Genomic DNA, 19,913 nt, shown 5'->3' with positions numbered 1-19,913 from the left:
CATCGCCCGCCTTGTGCACGCGACCCCGTGCAGCGTCTCACCACCGCACCGCCGCGGCGGCACGGACCCCGATTCTTCCTGTCCCGGCCCCCTGGTGCGAACCCGGGGGCGGATCGGGGTGTCTCAGGACAAAACCACGCCAGGCCGCTCCGGGAAAGCGGCGCCCGCATGATGGAACGCCCGGCACACCCCCGAAGTGCCGCGCCCGGAAGGCTCCGGCGGCCTCCGGAGCACGCGGGAAGCCCCGCCCAGGACGCCCCCGGGACCCGCCCCCGACGCCCCCGGCACTCCCCTGGGCCTCGCCCCGGACGCCCCCGCTACCGCCGGAGCAGCGCGAAGGAGGCCCCCTGGTCGTCCGCGACGACCACCACCCTTCCGTACGAGGTCTCGAACGGCGGTACCCGCACCCGGCCCCCCAGTCGGCCCACCGCCTCAAGTGCGGCCCCCACGTCCTCGACGCCGAAGTGCACGAGGAAGTGCGGCGGCATCTCGGCCGGGAAGACCTCCCCGACCGGCGCGCGCCCGAAGTCGGGAACCGCGCCCGGGCCGAACAGGGCGTCGTGGAACAGCCCGGTGTAGAAGGTGTTCGCGGTGGCGGTGTCCCGCGCGTACAGCTGGGCCCAGGCGAAGGAGCCCGGCCGGTGGCGGCTGCCGAAGCCCGGGTGCGTCCCGGCCTGCCACAGCCCGAACACCGCTCCCTCGGGGTCCGCGGCCAGCATCGTCACGCCGAGGCCGTCCACGGGGGCGGGCGGCACGATCACCTGGCCCCCGGCCGCCCGGATCCGCCCGGCGAGCGCGGCGGCGTCCGGCGTCGCGAAGTACACCGTCCAGACCGTGGGCATCCGGCCGTCCCGCTTGCGCACCAGCGCGGCCACCGCCCCGCCGTCCGAGCGCGCCCAGGCCACGGAGCCGGACACCTCCTCGAAGGTCCACCCGAAAAGCCCACCGTAGAACCGCTTGCCCGCCTCCAGGTCCGGCAGCTGGACATCGGTCCAGCAGGGGACGCCCTCGGGGAGGGCCGTGCCGTCGCGCCCCGCGCCGCCCGGGGACGGGACGCCGCCGGGCGCACCGCCGCCGGGTGCACCGGAGGCGCCGTCCCCCGGGGGCGGGGACGGCGGCAGTGACGGCGGATTTTCGGCCATGCCGCCAAGTTAAGAGGGATTCCCGCGCGGCGCGCGTCCGCATACTCCCTCCTCACCGGCCCGGGAGGGGCTTCCGGACCCCCGCACTCCCCATTTGCAGTCGGCCGAATCGCGCTCCCATCACCCCTCGGTAAGCTGACGGCATGACAGGACAAGTGCGTACCGTCGACGGCCGCGTGGCCGGCCGGCGTGGGCAGGCGACCCGGCAGAAGCTGCTCGACTGCCTCAGCGAGATGCTCAGCTCATCGCCCTACCGGGACGTCAAAGTCATCGATGTCGCCCGGAAGGCCGGGACGTCCCCGGCCACCTTCTACCAGTACTTCCCGGACGTCGAGGGCGCCGTCCTGGAGATCGCCGAGCAAATGGCCGCGGAGGGCGCCGGGTTGACCCAGCTGCTCGAAGGCCGTTCCTGGGTCGGCAAGGCGGGCTGGCAGACGGCCCAGGAACTCGTCGACGGATTCCTGGACTTCTGGCGCAAGAACGATGCGATCCTGCGCGTCGTCGACCTGGGCGCGGCCGAGGGCGACAAGCGCTTCTACAAACTCCGCATGAAGATCCTCAACTCGGTGACCAACTCCCTCGCGGACGCGATCGCCGAACTCCAGTCCAAGGGCAGGGTCGAGAAGGACGTGAAGCCCGCAGCCGTGGCGGGCGCCCTGGTGGCGATGCTCGCCTCCGTGGCCTCCCACCAGAAGGGTTTCACCTCCTGGGGCGTGAAGCAGGCCGAACTGCGGCCGAACCTGGCGCTGTTGGTGCATCTGGGCGTCACCGCGAAGAAGCCGACGAGGTAGCCCGGCGCACGTCCTGTCATACGGGCGGTGGTCCACTGCGGTGGGCCACCGCCCGCTGCATCATGTACGGGCCACCGGCCGCTGCATCATGTACGGGCCACCGGCCGCTGCATCATGTACGGGCCACCGGCCGCTGCTCATGCGCGGGCCACCGCCGACTGCTCACGTGCGGGCCACCGCCGACTGCTCACGTGCGGGCCACCGGCCACTGTTCACGTGCGGGCCCGGGGCAGCGGGCGGTCCTCGACCACGTGCTTCATCACCAGGGTGGACGTCAGCCGCTGCACGCCCGGCAGGGTGGCCAGGCGCTCGTCGTAGAGCCGCCGGAAGGCGGCCAGGTCCACGGTGGCTATCCGCAGCAGATAGTCGGGGTCGCCGAACAGGCGGCGGGCCTCCAGGACGTGTTCCACCTCGCCGAGCGCCTGCTCGAACCCCGCCACGGTGTCCCGGTCCTCCTGGCCCATCGAGACGAACACCAGCGCCTCGAAGTTCAGCCCGACGGCGGACGGGTCCACCACCGCCCGGTAGCCGCGGATCGCACCGCTGCGCTCCAGCTCGCGCAGGCGCCGGTGGCACGGCGACACACTGAGCCGCACCCGGGAGGCCAGCTCGGTCACGGTCAGCCGCCCGTCCTGCTGAAGCTCGGCGAGGATCTTCTGGTCCATGGAGTCCATCAGTGGATCTTCCGCCAGAAATCGCGCGCCGGAAGCCCCACGGACCACTTTCGGCCTGTTCACACCGGGTGCGGGGGCCGGTTCCCCGGCTCAGCGCCGTACCAGCCGGAACACCCGGATCTCCCGCTCCACCCGTGCCTGGTAGGTCGCGTACGGCGGCCAGAAGGCGAGCACCGCGCGCCAGGCCGCCGCCCGCTCCTCACCGGTCAGCAGACGGGCCGTGACCGGGATGTCCTCCCCCTGGCGGCTGATCCGGGCGTCGGGGTGGGCGAGGAGATTGGCGGTCCAGGCGGGGTGGCCGGTCCGCCCGAAGTTGGAGCCGATCAGCAGCCAGCCGCCGCCCTCCTCGGGTACACACGCCAGGGGGATACGGCGGGGAAGGCCGCTCCTGGCTCCGGTGCAGGTGAGGACCAGCCCCGGCAGCATCCGCGCGCTGGGCAGCACCCGGCCCCGGGTCAGCCGGTGCACCGCCCGGTCGAGCACGGGCACGACATGCGGCGCGACCCTGGCGAAGGCCCGCGTGGAGGACACCTTCTGCACGATCCGCACGCCCAGGGCCGTCACATCGCCACCTCCGTGGACTGAAAGAGCCGTGCCGCCGCGGCCGCCTGCGCCCGCAGCCGGTGGACCGGTCCGAACAGCAGCTCGTCCCCGGCCGCCCGCTTGACGTACGTATGCGCCGGGTGCTCCCAGGTGAAGCCGATACCGCCGTGCAGCTGGACCGCCTCGGCCGCCGCGGTGCGCAGCGCGCCGAGCGCCTCCGCGAGGGCGAGGGCGCCGACCTGCTCCCCGTGGCAGGCGGCCCAGGCCGCGTAGTAGGCCGCCGAACGGGCCGTCTGCACCCGGACATGGACGTCGGCCAGCCGGTGCTGCACGGCCTGGAAGGAGCCGACCGGCCGGCCGAACTGCTCCCGCCGTCCGACGTGTTCGAGGGTGAGTTCCAGGGCCCGGTCGGCGGCACCGACGGCCTCGCAGGCGAGGACGGCGGCCGCGCGGTCCCCGGTGACGGCGAGCGCCTCCGGCACATCGGCGCCCTCCTCGCCCAGCAACTCCGCTGCCACGTCGCGCAGTTGGATGCGTGCGCAGGGGCGCGTCGCGTCGAGGGCGGTCCGCCGGGTCCGCACCCCGCCCTCCCGCACCAGGAACAGCAGGGTCCGGGCGCGGGCGTAGCCGCCGGTGTGCGCGGCGACGACCAGCAGCCCGGCACTGTGCCCGTCGAGCACCTGGTCCGCCTCCCCGTACAGCCGCCAGCCGCCGCCCGCCCACCGGGCCTGCATCCCGCCGGTGACTCCCCCGCCCGCCCAGTCGCCGCGATTGCCGCCGGTGAGGCCGAGGGCGGTGGCGAGGGCCGGGCCGGGCACGGCGAGGGCGGCGGTCAGTTCCCCGGCGGCGATCCGGGGCAGCACCGCGGCGCGCTGGGCGTCGGTGCCGAGGGTGTGTACCAGGGGCGCGGCAAGGACGGCGGTGGACAGCAGCGGGGAGGGGGCGAGAAAGCGGCCCGTCTCCTCGCAGGCCAGGGCGAGTTCGGTGGTGGTGCAGCCGCTTCCGCCGCAGTCCTCGGGGAGTGCGAGCCCGGGGAGCCCGAGCTTCCCGGCGAGGGCGGCCCACAGGGCGGGGTCGTAGCCGGCGGGGGTGTCGGCGGCGGCCCGGACCTCCGCCGGGCCGCACCGCCCCGCGAGGACCTTCCGCACGGTACGGCGGATCGCGTCCTGTTCGACGGTGAAGCGGGTGTCCATGGGCCGGGTCCCCTCTCCGTCGGCCGATCCTGCACGTTTCTGACGCTCCGTCATATTAGGACTCCGGCCCGCGCCTGCACAGGTCCGGGAGCGGGTAATCTGATGTACCGTCAGATCTATGAGTGCTGTGACCGGTCGGCGGCGGGCGGCGATCGCCGGGGTGGCCCTGGCGGACTGCGGACGGCTCGACGGGGCCACGCCCTACGGACTGCACGCCCAGGCCGCCCGCCGTGCCCTGGCCGACTCCGGGCTGGACCGCTCGGTGATCGACGGCTTCGCTTCGGCGGGTCTGGGCACCCTGGCCCCGGCGGAGGTCGCCGAGTATCTGGGGCTGCGGCCCGTCTGGTTCGACTCCACCTCTGTCGGCGGCGGCACCTGGGAGGTCATGGCGGCGCACGCGGCGGACGCGATCGCGGCGGGCCACGCGCGGGCGGTGCTCCTGGCCTACGGCTCCACGGCCCGCGCCGACATCCGGTCCGGCCGCCGCACCGGCACCCTGTCCTTCGGCACCCGCGGCCCGCTCCAGTTCGAGGCGCCCTACGGCCACACCCTGATCGCCAAGTACGCGATGGCGGCCCGGCGCCATATGCACCAGTACGGCACCACGCTGGAGCAGCTGGCCGAGGTGGCGGTGCAGACCCGGGCGAACGCCGCCGCGAACCCGGAGGCGATGTTCCGCACCCCGGTCACCGTCGACGAGGTCCTGTCCGGCCCGGTGATCGCTGACCCCTTCACCACCCTGCACTGCTGTCTGCGCTCGGACGGCGGGGCGGCGGTGCTGCTGGTCGCCGAGGACCTGCTGCCGGACTGCCGTACGGCACCGGTCTGGGTGCTCGGCACCGGGGAGTACGTATCCCACACCACGATGTCGGAGTGGCCCGACTTCACCGTGTCCCCGGCCGCGGTCAGCGGGCGGCTCGCCTTCGAACGGGCGGGCGTGCGCCCCGAGGAGATCGACTTCGCGGAGATCTACGACGCCTTCACCTATATGACCCTGGTGACGCTGGAGGACCTCGGCTTCTGCGCCAAGGGCGAGGGCGGGGCGTTCGTGGAGCGGGGGCGGCTCCTGGTGCGCGGCGGCCAGTTGCCGGTGAACACCGACGGGGGCGGCCTGTCGGCCCAGCATCCCGGAATGCGGGGGCTGTTCCTGCTGGTGGAGGCGGTACGGCAACTGCGCGGCGAGGCCGGTGAGCGCCAAGTACGCGTCCACGGCGGGCGGTTGCCTGCCCTGGCCGTCGCCTCCGGCACGGGCGGCTGGTTCTGCTCCTCGGGAACCGTGGTGCTGGGGCGCTGAACCGGCCGCGGCGCGCCGCCGGATCCGTCCGCCCGGACCCGGCGGCGATACTCGGACCATGGCAACGGATCTCCATGAGCTGCTCAGGTCCCTCCGGGTCTGGGACGTCGAACTGCCCTCCTTCGACCCCTCGACGGCGCCCGCGGACCCGCTGGCGCTGTTCACCCGGTGGTTCGCGGAGGCGGTGGCGGCCGGGCAGACCGAGCCGCACACCATGTCGCTGGCCACGGCGGACGCCGACGGCACACCCGACGTGCGCACGGTGATGCTGCACGGCGCGGACGCCCGGGGCTGGGCCTTCGCGACCCATGCGGACAGCCGGAAGGGGCGGCAGCTCGCGGCACGGCCGTATGCCGCCCTGGGCTTCTACTGGCCCGTCCAGGGGCGCCAGATCCGGGTGCGCGGACCGGTCGGCGCGGCGCCCGCGCCGGAGGGGCAGGCGGATCTGCACGCCCGCTCCACCGGCGCGCTGGCCGCGGCGCTCACGGGACGGCAGAGCGAGGTGCTCGGTTCGGCGGAGGAACTGGCCCGGGCCTCCCGCCAGGCCTGGGAGCGGGCACAGCGCGAACCGGACGCCCCGGTCCCGTCCTGGACCCTCTATCGGCTGCGGCCGCGGGAGGTGGAGTTCTTCCAGGGGGACGCGGGCCGCCGCCACGTACGGCTGGTCTACCGCCGGGAGGGAGAGGCCGAGCGGGAGGCCGAGCGGGAGACCGAAGGGGAGGGCTGGACCCGGCAGCTGCTGTGGCCCTGACGGCCCGGCGACCCCCCGCCAACCACGGACCGCGGCGCCGGGCCCGGTAACCCGCTAGCGGGTCACGGCGGGCTTGAGGACCTCCTCGCACCACTGCCGGAACGTCGTCGGGGTCGTGGACTCCGCGGTGCGCGGCTCGGCCTTGTCGAGTCCCCTGTTCTTGGCGGCGAACATGTCGACCATGCCCTGCGCCATGCCCTCGCTCATGCCGAAGCCGGTGAGCCGCACCTTGAGCGCCTCGCCCGGGATCTGCCGGTAGCGGACCTCGGTGCCGAGCACCTCGGAGACGATCCGCGCCATGTCCTCGGGGGACAGGTCCTCGGGCCCGAGGACAGGCACCTCTCCGGACCCCTCCCAGGAGGGGTCGAGCAGCAGCCGCGCGGCGGTGGCGGCGATGTCGCGGGTCGCGACGAGGGGGCTCTTCAGATCCGGGTCGATCATCATGAAGAACATGCCCTGTTCCCTGATGGTCCGGGCCTGGTGGAGCAGGTTGTGCATGAACGACGGGCAGACCACCGCCCGGTAGGCGGCACCCGACGCGGCGATCAGGTCGTTCATCGCCCGCGACGCGGTCACCAGGCCCGCCTGCCCGGCCAGCGGTGTCCCGCGGCCCAGCGCGGAGATGCCCACGACGCGCTTGACGCCGTGCCGGGCGAACGCCTCGCACGCCGGGCGGGAGAAGTCGACGTAGCACGTCTCGGCGACCGGCGCGTCCTCGACGTCCGGCGCCAGCCAGAACACGGCCTCCGCGCCCGCGCACGCCCGGTCGATGACGGCGGCGTCGCCGTGCGACCCGGTGACGACCTCGGCCCGCTCGCGCACCCCGGGCGCCAGCCGTGCGGGGTCCCGGGCCACGAGCCGCAGCGGCACCCCGCGCTCCAGCAGATCGTCGACGAGCAGTCGGCCGATGGTGCTGGTGGGGGCGGTGATGACGAACATGTCTGATGTCTTCCGTTCTTCGGGTGGGAAAAGGGGTGGGCTGGACGCCCTTGGGTGAGGTGGGGGTGAGACTGGGTGGAGGTGGAGGCGGGGGCCGCAGGTACAGGTGCAGGAGCCGGGATCAGGCGCGGCGCGGGATGTAGGCCAGGCCGTGGGCGCCGGACTGGCCGAGGTCGGCGAGGTCCAGCCGGTGCAGGGGGCGGAGACTTTCCAGGTCGATGACATCGACGGTGGAGGAGCCGAAGCAGGCCGCATAGGCGATCCGGCCGTCGGGGGACGAGGTGATGGTCAGCGGGAGGAGCCCCACCTCGACCTCGCCCAGCCGCTTGTGGGTGTCCGCGGAGAACACCGCGAGGCGCCCGGGCGCCATGGCACCGGGCCGGCCCGACGGATCGTGGGCCACCCGCACCTCGCCCGCGAGCAGCCGCCCCGTCGAGGTCAGATGCACCGGCAGGACGGAACCCTCCGTGGGCAGGACGTCGATGACGGACGCCGTACGGGTCCCGATGACCCGGATGCCGGGGGCAGCTCCCTCCTCGGCGGTGAAGGAGCCCCGGTACGGCGCGGCGACGTAGGCGCGCGAGCCGTCGGGGGCGATGGCGATCCCCTCGCTGCCCGGCACCTCGGCCCGCGCGGTGAGGACTCCGCGTTCGAGGTCGAGGAGCGAGACGAACGGCGCCTCCTTGTTGGCGACGTACCCCGTCCCCCCGGCGGCGTCGACGGCCACCCAGTGCGAACCGGGCGCGCCCGTGTCGATCCGGCCCAGCGGCCGACGGGTCTGCGTGTCGACCACCACGACGCCGCCGGGCCGGTCGGCGGAGCCCTCCACGGTGACATAGAGGCGGCCGCGCACCGGGTCCAGCGCGAGGCCGTGCGGAGCGTGCTCCGGAGCGAGGTCGACCACCTCGACGACCCGTCGCGTGTCCGGGTCGATGACGGTCAGTTCGGTGCGCGGGCCGCTGTTGGCGTGGTAGAAGCCCGAGCGGTACGTCATCGAGCACCACAGCAGGCGCTGGACCGGGTCGAAGCACAACTCGTGCGGTTCGGCCAGGGTTTCCAGCGAGCCGAGGAGACGGTCGGTGGCGGCGTCGAAGAACGAGACCGTGGGCCCGCTCTGGCCGACCACGGCCAGGACGTCGCCCTCCCGTTCGGAGCGCGGGGACTGCTGCATGGCAGGCATGGCGGGTTCCCTTGAACGCGGTGGATGGGTTGCCGGGCGTTTTCCGCCCGCACCTCCACTGTCCCGGCCGGAGAATGCGCCAGCAATGCAAAGATAAGCAGCAGATCTTTGCCTCAACCGTAAAAATGCAGCTCAGGAGGGTGTGTGGATCTCAATCTGCTGCGCGTTCTGGATGCTCTGCTCCAGGGCAACAGCGTGAGTCTTGCCGCGGAGCGGCTCGGCACCTCCCCCGCGGCGGTCAGCCGGAGCCTGGCCCGGCTCCGCCGTGCCGTCGGGGACCCGCTGCTGGTGCGCGCGGGCCAGGGGATGGTCCCGACTCCGCGCGCCCTGGAACTGCGGGAGGAGGTGGGCGCGTTGCTCCGCGGCTGCGACAACGTGCTGCGCCCCGGGGCCGGTTTCCAGGCCGCGCATCTCGAACGCACCTTCACCGTGCAGACCGCCGACCTGCTGCTGGTGGCGCTGGCCGGGAGCCTGGCCGACCGGATCCGTACGGAGGCTCCCCGGGTGGACGTGGTGTTCCTGCCGGAGGCGGTGGAGGGCGGCCCCGCGCTGCGGCAGGGCCTGGTCGACGTCGAACTGGGCGTGCTCGGGCACCTGGACCCGGAGATCCGGACCCACCCGCTCACCCGGGTGACACTGGTCGGTGTCGCCCGCGCCGGTCACCCGCTCTTCCGGGGCCGGATCGACGCCCGCCGCTTCGCCGCCGCCGACCACATCGGCATCTCCCGCCTCGGCAAGCGCCGCGGACCCATCGATGACGCGCTCGCCGAGCTCGGACTCCGCCGCCGGATCGCGGTCGTCGTACCCAGCCACACCAGCGCGATGCTGCTCGCCCGGGACTCCGACCTGGTCGCGCTCACCCTGGCCGACTGGCTCCCGGACACCCTGTCCGCACTGGGCCTGCGCGCCTTTCCCGTCCCCCTGGACCTTGCTCCCCTGGAACTCGGCATGGCCTGGCATCCGCGCACCGCGGCCGACCCGGGCCACCGCTGGTTCCGCGACCGCCTGGCCGCCACGGTCCTGGCCCTCTCGGGGGCGGACAGAGACCTGGGGGAGAGCTGAGGGACGTACTGGAAGCCGAGAGGACCGGCGGAAACCGAGGAGACCGAAGGAAGCCGACGGAGTCGATGTGACGCAGTCTCCTCAGGCGCCGTGCCCGAGGTCCGGTTCCGGGTCGCTCGCGATCCTGCCGTGGAGGTGCGCGTCCCGGAAGGCGTCCTGCCGCCCGCTCTCGAACATGGCCCCGCGCATCGTGCCCTCGTAGCGGAAACCGCAGCGCTCCGCGATACGGCAGGACGCCTCGTGGCCGAGCGCGTGTCCCAGCTCCAAGCGGTTGAGGCCGAGTTCGGTCAGGGCCCAGCGGGCGGCGACGGCCAGCGCGCGGGTGGCCACGCCCCCGCCGCGGGCCTCGGGCAGCACCCAGTACCCGACGCGGGCGACACGCATCACCTGGCTGATCTCATTGACGCCGATCTGCCCCAGCGTCGTACCGTCCGCCGCGTCCGCGATCCGGAAGACGGCACTCGACCCCGTCGCCGCGGCCATTGCCTTCGACCGCAGCGAACGGCGCGCATCGGCCCGGTCCCGCACGATCTTCAGCGGTGTGTTCCAGCGCGCGAAGTCGGGGTCGGTCAGCCCCCGGAACCACGCGTCCACCTGGTCCTCGGAATCCGGGTCCCAGCAGGTGAGCCGCAGGCCATGGCCCTGAAGATCGGGGAAGGGGTACGCGGCGGGGGACTCCCGCTGTATGTCGGCCATGCACCCATTGAATCAAGCCACCCAGCCAAGCTCACCCGCCCGGCGGCCGGAAGACCGGCACCCCGTCCCGGAAGACCGCCTCCAGCGCCATCCCCACCCGCAGCCCGGCCCGTGGGCAGTCCACCACCTCGGTCATCATCCGGGGCCCCTCCGCGAGGTCGACCACGGCCGCCACATACGGGGTGCGCCCCGCGAAAGGGGCGAGGTCGTTGCGGTGCACGACGGACCAGGTGTGGAGCGTGGCACACCCGCTCGCCCGCTCCCAGACCACGTCCTCGCTCCAGCAGTACGGACAGGACTCCCGCGGATAGTGGTGCGCCCGCCCGCAATCCGCACAGCGGCGGATCAGCAGCCGGCCCTCGGCGGCCGCGTCCCAGTAGGTACGGGTGAAGGCGTCCACATCGGGGAGATCGAAGCGCTCACCCATGTGCACCGCACCTCCCACTCCCAAGGCCTGGGAACCGGACCCGGGATCCGGGACCGCTATCTGACGCTACGTCAGTTCAGCGCATCCGCGACGGCCCCGCAAGAGCCGGGCGGCCGGGGACTTCCATGCCCTCCGCCCCTTCATGAATCACCACACCCCTCACCGTAAGTGGCTTGTTCCGCACATCACTTGTGCACCCGTGATCAATTTGCAATCGATTCCGGTCTTGACCGAGACCCATCAATCACCAGCGGGATTACGCTCCCGCTCATGGCCCTGTCGACTGCTGTTTCGCCGCACCCGGAGGTACCGGTCCAGGAGGACCGGCCCGTCTACGTCATAGGCGGCGGCCCGGGCGGACTGGCCACCGCCTGCGCACTGCGCGCCCGGGGTGTACGGGCCGTGGTGCTGGAGAAGTCCGACGGCGTCGGAGCGTCCTGGCGGCGCCACTACGACCGGTTGCAGCTGCACACCACCCGGCGCCTGTCCGCCCTGCCCGGTATGCCGATACCGCGCTCCTCCGGGCGGTGGGTGCCGCGCGACGGCATGGTCCGCTATCTGGAGGCCTACGCCGAGCACCACCAGTTGGAGATCGTCACCGGTGTCGAGGTCTCCCGTGTCGAGCCCGCACCGGACGGCAGCGGCTGGCTGCTGCACGCCACTGGCGGCCGCCGCCTGACCGGCAGCGCGGTCGTGGTCGCCACCGGCCACAACCACACCCCGCGCGTGCCCGACTGGCCCGGACTCGCCACCTACACCGGTGAGTTCCTGCACGCCGCCGAGTACCGCGAGGCGGGGCCGTACGCCGGACGGGACGTCCTGGTCGTCGGCGCCGGGAACACCGGTACCGAGGTCGCCGTCGACCTGGTGCGGGGCGGCGCCTCCCGGGTGCGGCTGTCGGTACGGACGGCACCGCACATCGTGCGCCGCTCGACCGCCGGGTGGGCCGCCCAGTACACGGGGGTGCTGGTCCGGAGGCTGCCCGCCGGGCTCGTCGATCTGCTGGCCGGACCGGTGGCGAGACTGGGCGTGCCCGATCTGTCGGCACATGGGCTGCCCCGACCCGGCAGGGGGCTCTACCGCCGGGCGAAGGAGGGGTCCATCCCGGTCCAGGACGCCGGGTTGGTCGAGGCCGTGCGCAAGGGGCGGATCGAGATCGTGGCGGCCGTCGAGGGGTTCGAGGGTGCCGAAGCCGTCCTCGCCGACGGCAGCCGGACCGCACCGGAGGCGGTCATCGCCGCCACCGGCTACGTCCCCGCACTGGACGGGCTGGTCGGCCACCTCGATGTCCTGGACGCCCGGGGAAGACCGCTCGTCCACGGCGCCCGCGCCCCGCACACCGCACCCGGCCTCTATTTCACCGGCTTCACCAACCCCATCAGCGGCACCCTCCGCGAACTGGCCCGCGAGGCCCGGCCGATCGCCAAGGCGACAGCCCGCCACCTGACCCGCACCCGCACCCGCACCCCACACTGAACCCCGGCCCCGTCCCCGGCCCCGGCGGGAGTCAGTGGTCAGGCCATCATCGGCTCCCCCACCAGCGCCCGCCCCAACCTCGCTCGCCCCACACGCCCCGCCCGCCCCACACGCGGAGCCGGTTGATTGCTCTCCGCCGCCCGAGGGCAGTCTTTGTCTGCACAGAGATTCCTGACGCGACATCAGTTCAGTAATCTGACACTGCGTCAGTTCTTGAGCGGTCACAACAGGAGCGGGGTGGAGCGATGCTTGGATCAACCCATGGCAGCCTGACCACCGACTCCCGCCGGGCCCTGGTCTCCGCCTGCGAGGAGCATGCCTCGCCGGTGGTGCACGGCAGGCCCGCCGCCGCCGGGGAACTCGATGTCGGCGGACGGCCACTGCACTCCGAGGTCCCCGACCTGGACCGGTTCTTCCGGCCCGAGTCCGTCGCCGTCGTCGGTGCCTCCGACACCGAGGGGCGCCCCGGCACCGGAATGACCCGGCAGCTGCTGGCCTGGGCCGAGCGCGTCGGCGCCCGGATCCACCCCGTACACCCCACCCGCCGTTCCGTCTTCGGACTGCCCTGTGTCCCCTCCCTCGCCGACCTGCCCACGCAGATCGATCTCGCCGTACTGCTCGTCTCCGACCCCCTCCCCCTCATCGAGGAACTCGGCTCCGCCAAGGTGAGGTTCGCGGTCGCCTTCGCCTCCGGTTTCGCCGAGACCGGTGAGCAGGGTGCGGCCGCCCAGGCCCGGCTGGCCGCGGCTGCGGAACGGGCCGGGGTCCGGCTGCTCGGGCCCAACACCAATCTCAACGCCTTCGAGCCGTTCCGGGACGACCTCGACGGTCCGGCCATCGCGCTCATCACCCAGTCCGGCCACCAGGGGCGGCCCGTCTTCGCGCTCCAGGAGCTGGGCGTACGGCTCTCCCACTGGGCCCCGACCGGCAACGAGGCCGACCTGGAGACCGCCGACTTCATCTCCTACTTCGCCGAACGGCCCGAAGTCGGCGCCATCGCCTGCTACATCGAGGGGCTGAAGGACGGCCGGTCCTTTCTCCTGGCCGCCGACCGGGCCGCACGCCGCGGTGTGCCGGTCGTCGCGGTCAAGGTGGGCCGCACCGAGACCGGCGCCCGCACCGCCGCCTCACACACCGGCAAGCTCACCGGGGCGGACGATGTGGTCGACGCGGCGATGCGGCAGTACGGGGTCATCCGCGTCGACGGCCTGGACGAACTCCAGGACACCGCGACCCTGCTGGCCCGGGCCCGCACCCCGTGCGCGGACGGGGTGGTCGTCTATTCGATCTCGGGCGGCACGGGCGCGCATGTCGCGGACCTCGCGACCGAGGCGGGCCTGCGCCTGCCGGTGCTGTCCGAGGCCCGGCAGGCCGAACTGCACCAGTGGATACCCGACTATCTGAACGTGGCCAATCCGGTGGACAACGGCGGTCACCCGGTGGGCGACTGGCGCGGCCGGAAGATCATCGACTCGATCCTGGACGACCCGGAGGTCGGGGTGCTGATCTGCCCCGTCACCGGGCCCTTTCCGCCGCTCAGCGACAGGCTCGTGGAGGATCTGGCGGCCGCGGCGGAGGAGACGGACAAGCTGGTGTGCGTGGTGTGGGGGTCGCCGGTCGGCACCGAGAGCGCCTACCGCGAGACGCTGCTCGGGTCCTCCCGGGTGGTCACCTTCCGCACCGTGGCGAACTGCCTCACGGCCGTCCGGGCCCATCTCGACCACCACCGCTTCACCCACGCCTACCGGTCCCCCTTCGACGAGGCACCCCGCACCCCCTCGCCGTCCTTCCGCAAGGCCAAGGCCCTGATGCGTCCCGGGCAGCAGCTGAGCGAGCACGCGGCGAAGCAATTGCTGCGGGCCTACGGCATCCGGGTGCCGCGGGAGCAGTTGGTGACCAGCGCGGCGGCGGCCGTCCGCGCGGCGGGGCTCGTCGGCTACCCGGTGGTGATGAAGGCGTCCGGCGCGCGGATCGCCCACAAGACCGAACTCGGCCTGGTGAAGGTCGGGCTCACCTCCGCCAGCCAGGTCAGGGACGCCTACCGGGAGCTGACCGACATCGCGCGCTACGAAGGGATCACGCTGGACGGCGTACTCGTGTGCCAGATGGTGGAGCCCGGTGTCGAGATGGTCGTCGGTATCGCCCACGACAAGCTCTTCGGGCCGACCGTCACGGCCGGGCTCGGCGGTGTGCTCGTCGAGGTGCTGCGGGACGTGGCCGTGCGGGTGCCGCCCTTCGGTGAGGACCAGGCGCGGGCCATGCTCGGTGAACTGCGCGGACGGCCCCTGCTGGACGGGGTGCGCGGGCGCCCCCCGGCCGATGTGGAGGCGCTCGTCGAGGTCGTGCTGCGGGTGCAGCGCATGGCCCTGGAACTCGGGGACGACATCGCGGAACTGGACATCAATCCGCTGATGGTGCTGCCGAGGGGGCAGGGAGCCGTGGCCCTGGACGCACTGGCGGTCTGCCGCTGACCCCCGGAACGGCCGGACACCCGGGCCGCCCACCGGCCCCCGCCACCGCCTCCGGCCCCACCAACCCTTCAGAACGCCCAGAGCCCTCAGAACCCCCAAGGCCCCCCAAACCAAACGGAACATGATGATGTCCTCCCCCGAAGAACCCGTCGAGTCATTGATACGGCACACCACTGACAGTCACGTCCTGTGGCTCACCCTCAACCGCCCCGCCTCCCTCAACGCCATCACGCCCGACCTGCGGGAACAGCTCATCCAAAGTTTTTCCGAGGCTTCCGGCGATCCGGGTGTGCGGGCCGTGGTCCTCACCGGTGCGGGCCGCGGCTTCTGCGCGGGCGCGGATCTGCGCGGCGGGCGGGCGGCTGGGGCTGCTGCCGGGGAGCGGCTCCCCGGCGATGTGGCCCGGACCATCCGCGGGGGCGCCCAGCGCCTGGTCGCCGCGGTCCTCGACTGCGAGAAGCCGGTGATCGCCGCCGTGAACGGCACCGCCGCCGGTCTCGGCGCCCATCTCGCCCTCGCCTGCGATCTCGTACTGGCCGCCGCGTCGGCCCGGTTCGTCGAGGTCTTCGTACGGCGGGGGCTGGTCCCGGACGGTGGCGGCGCCTATCTGCTGTCCCGGCTGGTCGGCCCCCAGCGCGCCAAGGAGCTGATGTTCTTCGGCGACGCGCTCGACGCCGCCGACGCCGAACGCCTCGGCCTGGTCAACCGGGTGGTGCCCGCGGACGGTCTGGAGCGGGCCGCCCTGATCTGGGCCGAGCGCCTGGCCGCCGGACCGACCCGCGCCCTGGCCCTCGCCAAGCAACTGGTCAACGCGTCCCTGGACGGGGACCGGGGCGCGGCGTTCGCGGCCGAGGCGGCGGCCCAGGAGATCAATATGACGACCGCGGACGCCCAGGAGGGCGTCACCAGCTTCGCCGAGCGCCGGGAACCCCGCTTCCGGGGGCGGTGAAGGGCCCGGCCGAGGGGTTCACTTCTGATATGGCGTCAGCTTCAATGGGAACGTGATGGGACACGCAGGCATGGCGGCCTCCGCCGTCCGCTATCTCAGGTCGGTCGGGGCTCCCACGGTCGCGGGTCCCGTCGAGGCCCTGCCGCGGCCCGCGCTGCGCGCCGTGGCCGACGACGAGCGGGCGCCGGTCGATCCCGGGGAATTCCGCCGTGTCCTCGGCCACTTCCCGACCGGTGTCACCGTGATCACCGCGCCCGCCGGGGAGGACGGAGACGGGCCCGCGGGGTTCGCCTGCCAGTCCTTCTCGTCCCTCTCCCTCGATCCGCCGCTCGTCGTCTTCCTGGTCGGCCGGGCCTCGCGCACCTGGCCGCGGATCGCGCAGGCGGGGGTCTTCTGTGTGAATGTGCTGGCCGCGCACCAGGGCGAGTTGTGCCGCGGGTTCGCGGTCAGCGGCGGGGACAAGTTCGCGGGCGTGGACCACGAGCCCGCGCCCTACTCCGGCTCACCGCGGCTGGCGGACGCCACGGCATGGATCGACTGCGCGATACACGCCGTGCACTCGGGCGGCGACCATCTGATCGTGGTGGGCCGGGTGGAGGCCCTGGGCACCGACGACGGCGCGGACACTCCCCTGCTGTTCCACCGGGGCCGTTTCATGCCGGGGGCACACCCGTAGGACGGCCCCCCGGGGGCGGGTGTCAGGCGAGCGCCCGCAGGGCCGCCGGGCGGCGGATCACCAGGGCCATCAGGGCCGCCGCCGCACACAGGGCGCCCGAGGCGTACCAGACCACGTCGTAGGAGCCGAAGGTGTCCCGCGCGACCCCGCCGAGGTAGGCGACCAGGGCGGCGCCCACCTGGTGGGAGGCGAGGACCCAGCCGAAGACAATGGCGCTGTCCTCGCCGTACTGCTCCCGGCACAGCGCCAGGGTGGGCGGGACGGTGGCGACCCAGTCCAGCCCGTAGAAGACGATGAAGAGGACCATCGGGGGGTGGACGGTGGGGGCCAGCAGGATCGGCAGGAAGAGCAGGGAGATCCCACGCAGGGCGTAGTACACCGCGAGCAGCCGCCGCGGCTCGAAGCGGTCGGTGAACCAGCCGGAGGCGATCGTGCCCACCACGTCGAAGAGGCCGATGACCGCGAGTAGCGAGGCGGCCGCCGTGACCGGCATGCCGTGGTCGTGGGCGGCCGGTACGAAGTGGGTCTGGACCAGGCCGTTGGTGGAGGCTCCGCAGATCGCGAAGGTGCCGGCCAGCAGCCAGAAGGTGCCCGTCCGCGTCGCGGAGAACAGCACGCCGACGGTCCGGCGGCCGGCACCGGGCACGGGCTCGGGCCGGGGTACGAACTCGGTGGCGCCGTAGGGCTTCTGGCCCACGTCCGCGGGATGGTCCCGCAGCAGCAGCCAGACGAAGGGGATGACCGCGCAGGCGGCGAGGGCGACCGTCACCGCGGCCGGGCGCCAGCCGTGGCCCTCGACCATCCAGGACAGCACGGGCAGGAAGATCAGCTGACCGGAGGCCGACGCGGCGGTGAGGATGCCGCTCACCAGCCCGCGGCGCGTGGTGAACCAGCGGTTGGTGACCGTCGCCGCGAAGGCCAGCGCCATCGCTCCGGTGCCCAGGCCGACGAGCAGGCCCCAGCAGAGCAGGAGTTGCCAGGCCGTGGTCATCCACACGGTCGCGCCGGAGCCGAGCGCGATGACCGCGAGGGCCGCGGCGACCACCCGGCGGATGCCGAAGCGGTCCATCAGGGCGGCCGCGAAGGGCGCGGTCACTCCGTAGAGCGCCAGGTTGATGGAGACGGCGGCGCCGATCGTGCCACGCGACCAGCCGAACTCCTGGTGCAGGGGGTCGATCAGCAGACCGGGCAGCGAACGGAAGGCGGCGGCGCCGATGATCGTCACAAAGGTGACGGCGGCGACGAACCAGGCCCGGTGGAGGCGGGTGGACGTCCTGCCGGTGCGGGGTTCCTCGGGGGCTGCGGCTGCGGTGTCGGGTGTCCAGGTCACGCCCTTGAGCATCGAGGCCGGGATTCTCCCGATCGAGTGGCCCGAAGGACAGTGTTCGCTAGGATCGGGCCATGACCCGTGAGCCGGAGTTCCGACCGCACCGCGTCGTGGTGCTCGCCCTGGACGGGCTGCTCCCCTTTGAGCTGGGCATCCCGCACCGGATCTTCGGGCGCCCGAGAGACGCCGAGGGGCGGCTCCTGTACGAGGTCCTGACCTGCTCGGTGCGGCCGCCCGGGCCGGTCGAGACCGACGCGGACTTCATCGTCCACGTCCCGCACGGCCCCGAGATCCTGGCCACCGCCGACACCGTCGTCGTCCCCGCCTCCTACGAACTGGGCCCGGTCTTCGAGCAGGGGGTGCTCACCGGGGAACTGGCCGCCGCACTCGCCCACATCCGCCCCGGCACCCGGCTCGCCTCCATCTGCACCGGTGTCTACGTCCTCGCCGCCGCCGGTCTCCTCGACGGGCGGCCCGCCACCACGCACTGGGCCGACGCCGAACGCTTCCGGCGGCTCTTCCCGCGGATCGAGGTCGACGCGGACGTGCTGTTCGTCGACGACGGCGATGTGCTGACCTCCGCCGGAGTGGCGGCCGGGATCGATCTGTGTCTGCACATGGTGCGCCGCGACCACGGCACCGCCGTCGCCAACGAGGTGGCCCGCCGCACGGTCGTCCCCCCGCACCGCGACGGCGGCCAGGCCCAGTACATCCACCGTCCCGTGCCCGATCCGCAGCTGGCCACCACGACCGCCGCCCGCGCCTGGGCCCTCGGCCGCCTCCACCGGCCCATCGCGTTGCGGGACATGGCGGAGCAGGAGTCCATGTCCGTGCGCACCTTCACCCGCCGCTTCCGCGAGGAGGTCGGGGTGAGCCCCGGCCAGTGGCTGACCCAGCAGCGCGTCGAACGGGCCCGCCAGCTGCTGGAGTCCTCGGACCTGTCGATCGACCAGGTGGCACGGGATTCCGGTTTCGGCACGGCCCAGTCGATGCGGCAGCACCTACAGTCGGCACTCGGAGTCACCCCCACCGCCTACCGGCGCACCTTCCGCGCGGGTGACGGTCTTGCCGTCCACGGCGGCCGGGATGCCGGTGCCCGCTGCGGCGACGGGAGTTGAGACGGGCCGCCGGGAGCCCTCGCCGCGGGCGCCCACCGCGGTGAGCAGCAGGGTCAGGGCGATGCCCGCCAGGATCGCGGTGGAGGGTGCGGTGAAGCGGAGCATCGCGCCCGCCAGGGAGCCGGTGGCCGCATAGCCGATGCCCACCGCCGCGTACATCACCGAGTAGCCCGCGGCCAGGGCGCCGGAGGGGAGGACCTCGCGCAGCGCCATGGTGCGGGTGACCGACGCGCCCGCCTGGAGCATGCCCGCGACGACCAGTGCCGCGGCGATCCAGGCGGGGCCCGGTATCAGCGCGGCGAAGGCCACGCACGCGCAGAGGCCGCACATCAGCACCACGCTCCGCAGCCGCAGGCCGCCCGGCCAGGTGCGCAGCCCGTACACGAAGGCGCCGATTCCCGAGCCCACGGCGAGCCCGGTGAGCATCGGGCCCGACCAGCCGACGGGCGCTCCGCGCTGTTCGAGCAGGGCGGGCAGGACCAGTTCGGCCAGGGAGAGCAGGGAGAGGCTGGCGGCCGCGGTCACATACACCGGCCAGGCGCGGGCGAGCAGCCCGGCCATCGAGACCTCGTCGCGGCCGACCGGGTCCGCCGTCCAGCCCGGCGGCAGCAGCCACAGTCCGGCGACCGAGGCGGCCATCAGGGCGGCCGCCAGCAGCAGCGGCACCCGCGGCGCCACGCCGAGCGCAAGGCCGGTGACCGCGGCCGGGGACACGGCCCAGACGCCGGATGTCAGCAGGGACTCGGCGGACAGCGCCTGGGCTGCCGCGTGGGCGGGGACGAGCCCGGTGAGCAGGGACCGCAGACCGCCGGGGGCCGCGGCCGGGGCGCTCCCTGCGAGGAACGCGCACACCGCGAGGACCGCCGGGTGGGCGTCCGGGAAGGCGCCGAGTCCCGCGAACCCGGCCGCCCCGGCCGCGAGTCCCGCGGCCATCTGGGCACGGGCCCGGTCGGGGCGCATCCGCATGCCGAGCACGGGGGCACCGGCGATCTCACCGATGACGTAGACCGCGGCCAGGGTCGCGCCCAGGGTGTAGCCGCCGGGGCGGTGGCGGGCGAGGAACACCAGGGCGAGCGGGGCCATGGCGACCGGGATCCGGGCGCAGACCGCCACCAGGGCCCAGGTCAGCACCCGCCCGGAGATCACGTCTCGGTACGACATGCCTCCGAAGGTAGGCGACGGCACTGACAGCGGCCCACGGGTT

At 73.4% G+C, this 19,913-nt stretch carries 19 protein-coding genes; 9 read left to right on the top strand and 10 right to left on the bottom strand.

The annotated features are described in order from the left end of the window. Positions 1-317 precede the first annotated feature (317 nt). Positions 318-1,142: a VOC family protein gene (locus ACIHAA_RS10530; RefSeq protein WP_399815345.1), complete on the bottom strand. Its 825-nt coding sequence runs from the start codon at positions 1,140-1,142 to the stop codon at positions 318-320. Between the two features lie 155 nt (positions 1,143-1,297). Between ACIHAA_RS10530 and ACIHAA_RS10525 the strand changes: the two genes are divergently transcribed. Further along, a complete protein-coding gene (locus tag ACIHAA_RS10525; protein ID WP_399815460.1) occupies positions 1,298-1,933 on the top strand; it encodes a TetR family transcriptional regulator in 636 nt (211 codons plus the stop codon). Between the two features lie 212 nt (positions 1,934-2,145). Here the strand turns inward: ACIHAA_RS10525 and ACIHAA_RS10520 are convergent, their stop codons facing one another. The 3 genes from ACIHAA_RS10520 to ACIHAA_RS10510 form a co-directional block, all read right to left on the bottom strand. After that, positions 2,146-2,607 (bottom strand): Lrp/AsnC family transcriptional regulator, encoded by a 462-nt coding sequence (locus ACIHAA_RS10520; RefSeq protein ID WP_399815343.1) that lies wholly within the window; start codon positions 2,605-2,607, stop codon positions 2,146-2,148. Between the two features lie 90 nt (positions 2,608-2,697). Beyond that, the gene (locus tag ACIHAA_RS10515) at positions 2,698-3,171 is read right to left on the bottom strand and encodes a nitroreductase family deazaflavin-dependent oxidoreductase (RefSeq protein WP_399815341.1); all 474 of its coding nucleotides are present in this window, start codon (positions 3,169-3,171) and stop codon (positions 2,698-2,700) included. Then, positions 3,168-4,343 (bottom strand): acyl-CoA dehydrogenase family protein, encoded by a 1,176-nt coding sequence (locus ACIHAA_RS10510; RefSeq protein ID WP_399815339.1) that lies wholly within the window; start codon positions 4,341-4,343, stop codon positions 3,168-3,170. The genes ACIHAA_RS10515 and ACIHAA_RS10510 overlap by 4 nt, the downstream gene beginning before the upstream one ends. A gap of 118 nt (positions 4,344-4,461) precedes the next feature. Here ACIHAA_RS10510 and ACIHAA_RS10505 point away from each other — a divergent pair, with 118 nt between their 5' ends. Both ACIHAA_RS10505 and ACIHAA_RS10500 read left to right on the top strand, forming a co-directional pair. Continuing rightward, positions 4,462-5,637 (top strand): thiolase C-terminal domain-containing protein, encoded by a 1,176-nt coding sequence (locus tag ACIHAA_RS10505; protein WP_399815337.1) that lies wholly within the window; start codon positions 4,462-4,464, stop codon positions 5,635-5,637. 58 nt (positions 5,638-5,695) lie between these two features. Next, on the top strand, positions 5,696-6,388 hold the full coding sequence (locus tag ACIHAA_RS10500) for a pyridoxal 5'-phosphate synthase (protein ID WP_399815335.1): 693 nt from the start codon (positions 5,696-5,698) through the stop codon (positions 6,386-6,388). Between the two features lie 54 nt (positions 6,389-6,442). Here the strand turns inward: ACIHAA_RS10500 and ACIHAA_RS10495 are convergent, their stop codons facing one another. Both ACIHAA_RS10495 and ACIHAA_RS10490 read right to left on the bottom strand, forming a co-directional pair. After that, a complete protein-coding gene (locus ACIHAA_RS10495; protein WP_399815333.1) occupies positions 6,443-7,327 on the bottom strand; it encodes an NAD(P)H-binding protein in 885 nt (294 codons plus the stop codon). Positions 7,328-7,448: 121 nt separating this feature from the next. Then, the gene (locus tag ACIHAA_RS10490) at positions 7,449-8,507 is read right to left on the bottom strand and encodes a YncE family protein (RefSeq protein ID WP_399815331.1); all 1,059 of its coding nucleotides are present in this window, start codon (positions 8,505-8,507) and stop codon (positions 7,449-7,451) included. 144 nt (positions 8,508-8,651) lie between these two features. Here ACIHAA_RS10490 and ACIHAA_RS10485 point away from each other — a divergent pair, with 144 nt between their 5' ends. Continuing rightward, entirely contained in the window at positions 8,652-9,569 is a 918-nt protein-coding gene (locus tag ACIHAA_RS10485; protein ID WP_399815329.1) for a LysR family transcriptional regulator, read from the top strand. Between the two features lie 81 nt (positions 9,570-9,650). On the opposite strand, the gene ACIHAA_RS10480 is transcribed toward ACIHAA_RS10485, so the two are convergent. Together ACIHAA_RS10480 and ACIHAA_RS10475 are read right to left on the bottom strand one after the other, a co-directional pair. After that, complete coding sequence (locus tag ACIHAA_RS10480) at positions 9,651-10,265, bottom strand: GNAT family N-acetyltransferase (protein WP_399815327.1); 615 nt, start codon at positions 10,263-10,265, stop codon at positions 9,651-9,653. A gap of 31 nt (positions 10,266-10,296) precedes the next feature. Then, on the bottom strand, positions 10,297-10,692 hold the full coding sequence (locus ACIHAA_RS10475; RefSeq protein ID WP_399815324.1) for a Zn-ribbon domain-containing OB-fold protein: 396 nt from the start codon (positions 10,690-10,692) through the stop codon (positions 10,297-10,299). A 270-nt stretch (positions 10,693-10,962) separates the two neighbouring features. Here ACIHAA_RS10475 and ACIHAA_RS10470 point away from each other — a divergent pair, with 270 nt between their 5' ends. The 4 genes from ACIHAA_RS10470 (at position 10,963) to ACIHAA_RS10455 (ending at position 16,264) form a co-directional block, all read left to right on the top strand. After that, positions 10,963-12,168, top strand: coding sequence for a flavin-containing monooxygenase (locus ACIHAA_RS10470; RefSeq protein WP_399815322.1), 1,206 nt, complete (start codon positions 10,963-10,965; stop codon positions 12,166-12,168). A 245-nt stretch (positions 12,169-12,413) separates the two neighbouring features. Then, positions 12,414-14,639 carry an acetate--CoA ligase family protein gene (locus tag ACIHAA_RS10465; protein WP_399815321.1) on the top strand — a complete coding sequence of 742 codons (2,226 nt, stop codon included), beginning with the start codon at positions 12,414-12,416 and terminating at the stop codon, positions 14,637-14,639. A gap of 121 nt (positions 14,640-14,760) precedes the next feature. Beyond that, the gene (locus tag ACIHAA_RS10460; RefSeq protein ID WP_399815319.1) at positions 14,761-15,588 is read left to right on the top strand and encodes an enoyl-CoA hydratase/isomerase family protein; all 828 of its coding nucleotides are present in this window, start codon (positions 14,761-14,763) and stop codon (positions 15,586-15,588) included. Between the two features lie 55 nt (positions 15,589-15,643). Next, entirely contained in the window at positions 15,644-16,264 is a 621-nt protein-coding gene (locus tag ACIHAA_RS10455) for a flavin reductase family protein (protein WP_399815458.1), read from the top strand. A gap of 22 nt (positions 16,265-16,286) precedes the next feature. Here the strand turns inward: ACIHAA_RS10455 and ACIHAA_RS10450 are convergent, their stop codons facing one another. After that, on the bottom strand, positions 16,287-17,606 hold the full coding sequence (locus ACIHAA_RS10450; protein WP_399815317.1) for an MFS transporter: 1,320 nt from the start codon (positions 17,604-17,606) through the stop codon (positions 16,287-16,289). Positions 17,607-17,665: 59 nt separating this feature from the next. Here ACIHAA_RS10450 and ACIHAA_RS10445 point away from each other — a divergent pair, with 59 nt between their 5' ends. Next, entirely contained in the window at positions 17,666-18,709 is a 1,044-nt protein-coding gene (locus tag ACIHAA_RS10445; RefSeq protein WP_399815315.1) for a GlxA family transcriptional regulator, read from the top strand. Here the strand turns inward: ACIHAA_RS10445 and ACIHAA_RS10440 are convergent. Beyond that, positions 18,593-19,870 carry an MFS transporter gene (locus ACIHAA_RS10440; protein WP_399815313.1) on the bottom strand — a complete coding sequence of 426 codons (1,278 nt, stop codon included), beginning with the start codon at positions 19,868-19,870 and terminating at the stop codon, positions 18,593-18,595. The genes ACIHAA_RS10445 and ACIHAA_RS10440 overlap by 117 nt on opposite strands. Between the last annotated feature and the right edge of the window lie 43 nt (positions 19,871-19,913).

It is taken from the genome of Streptomyces sp. NPDC052040, assembly GCF_044548405.1.
Lineage (GTDB): Bacteria > Actinomycetota > Actinomycetes > Streptomycetales > Streptomycetaceae > Streptomyces.
This window is presented reverse-complemented; position numbering and strand designations above follow the sequence as displayed.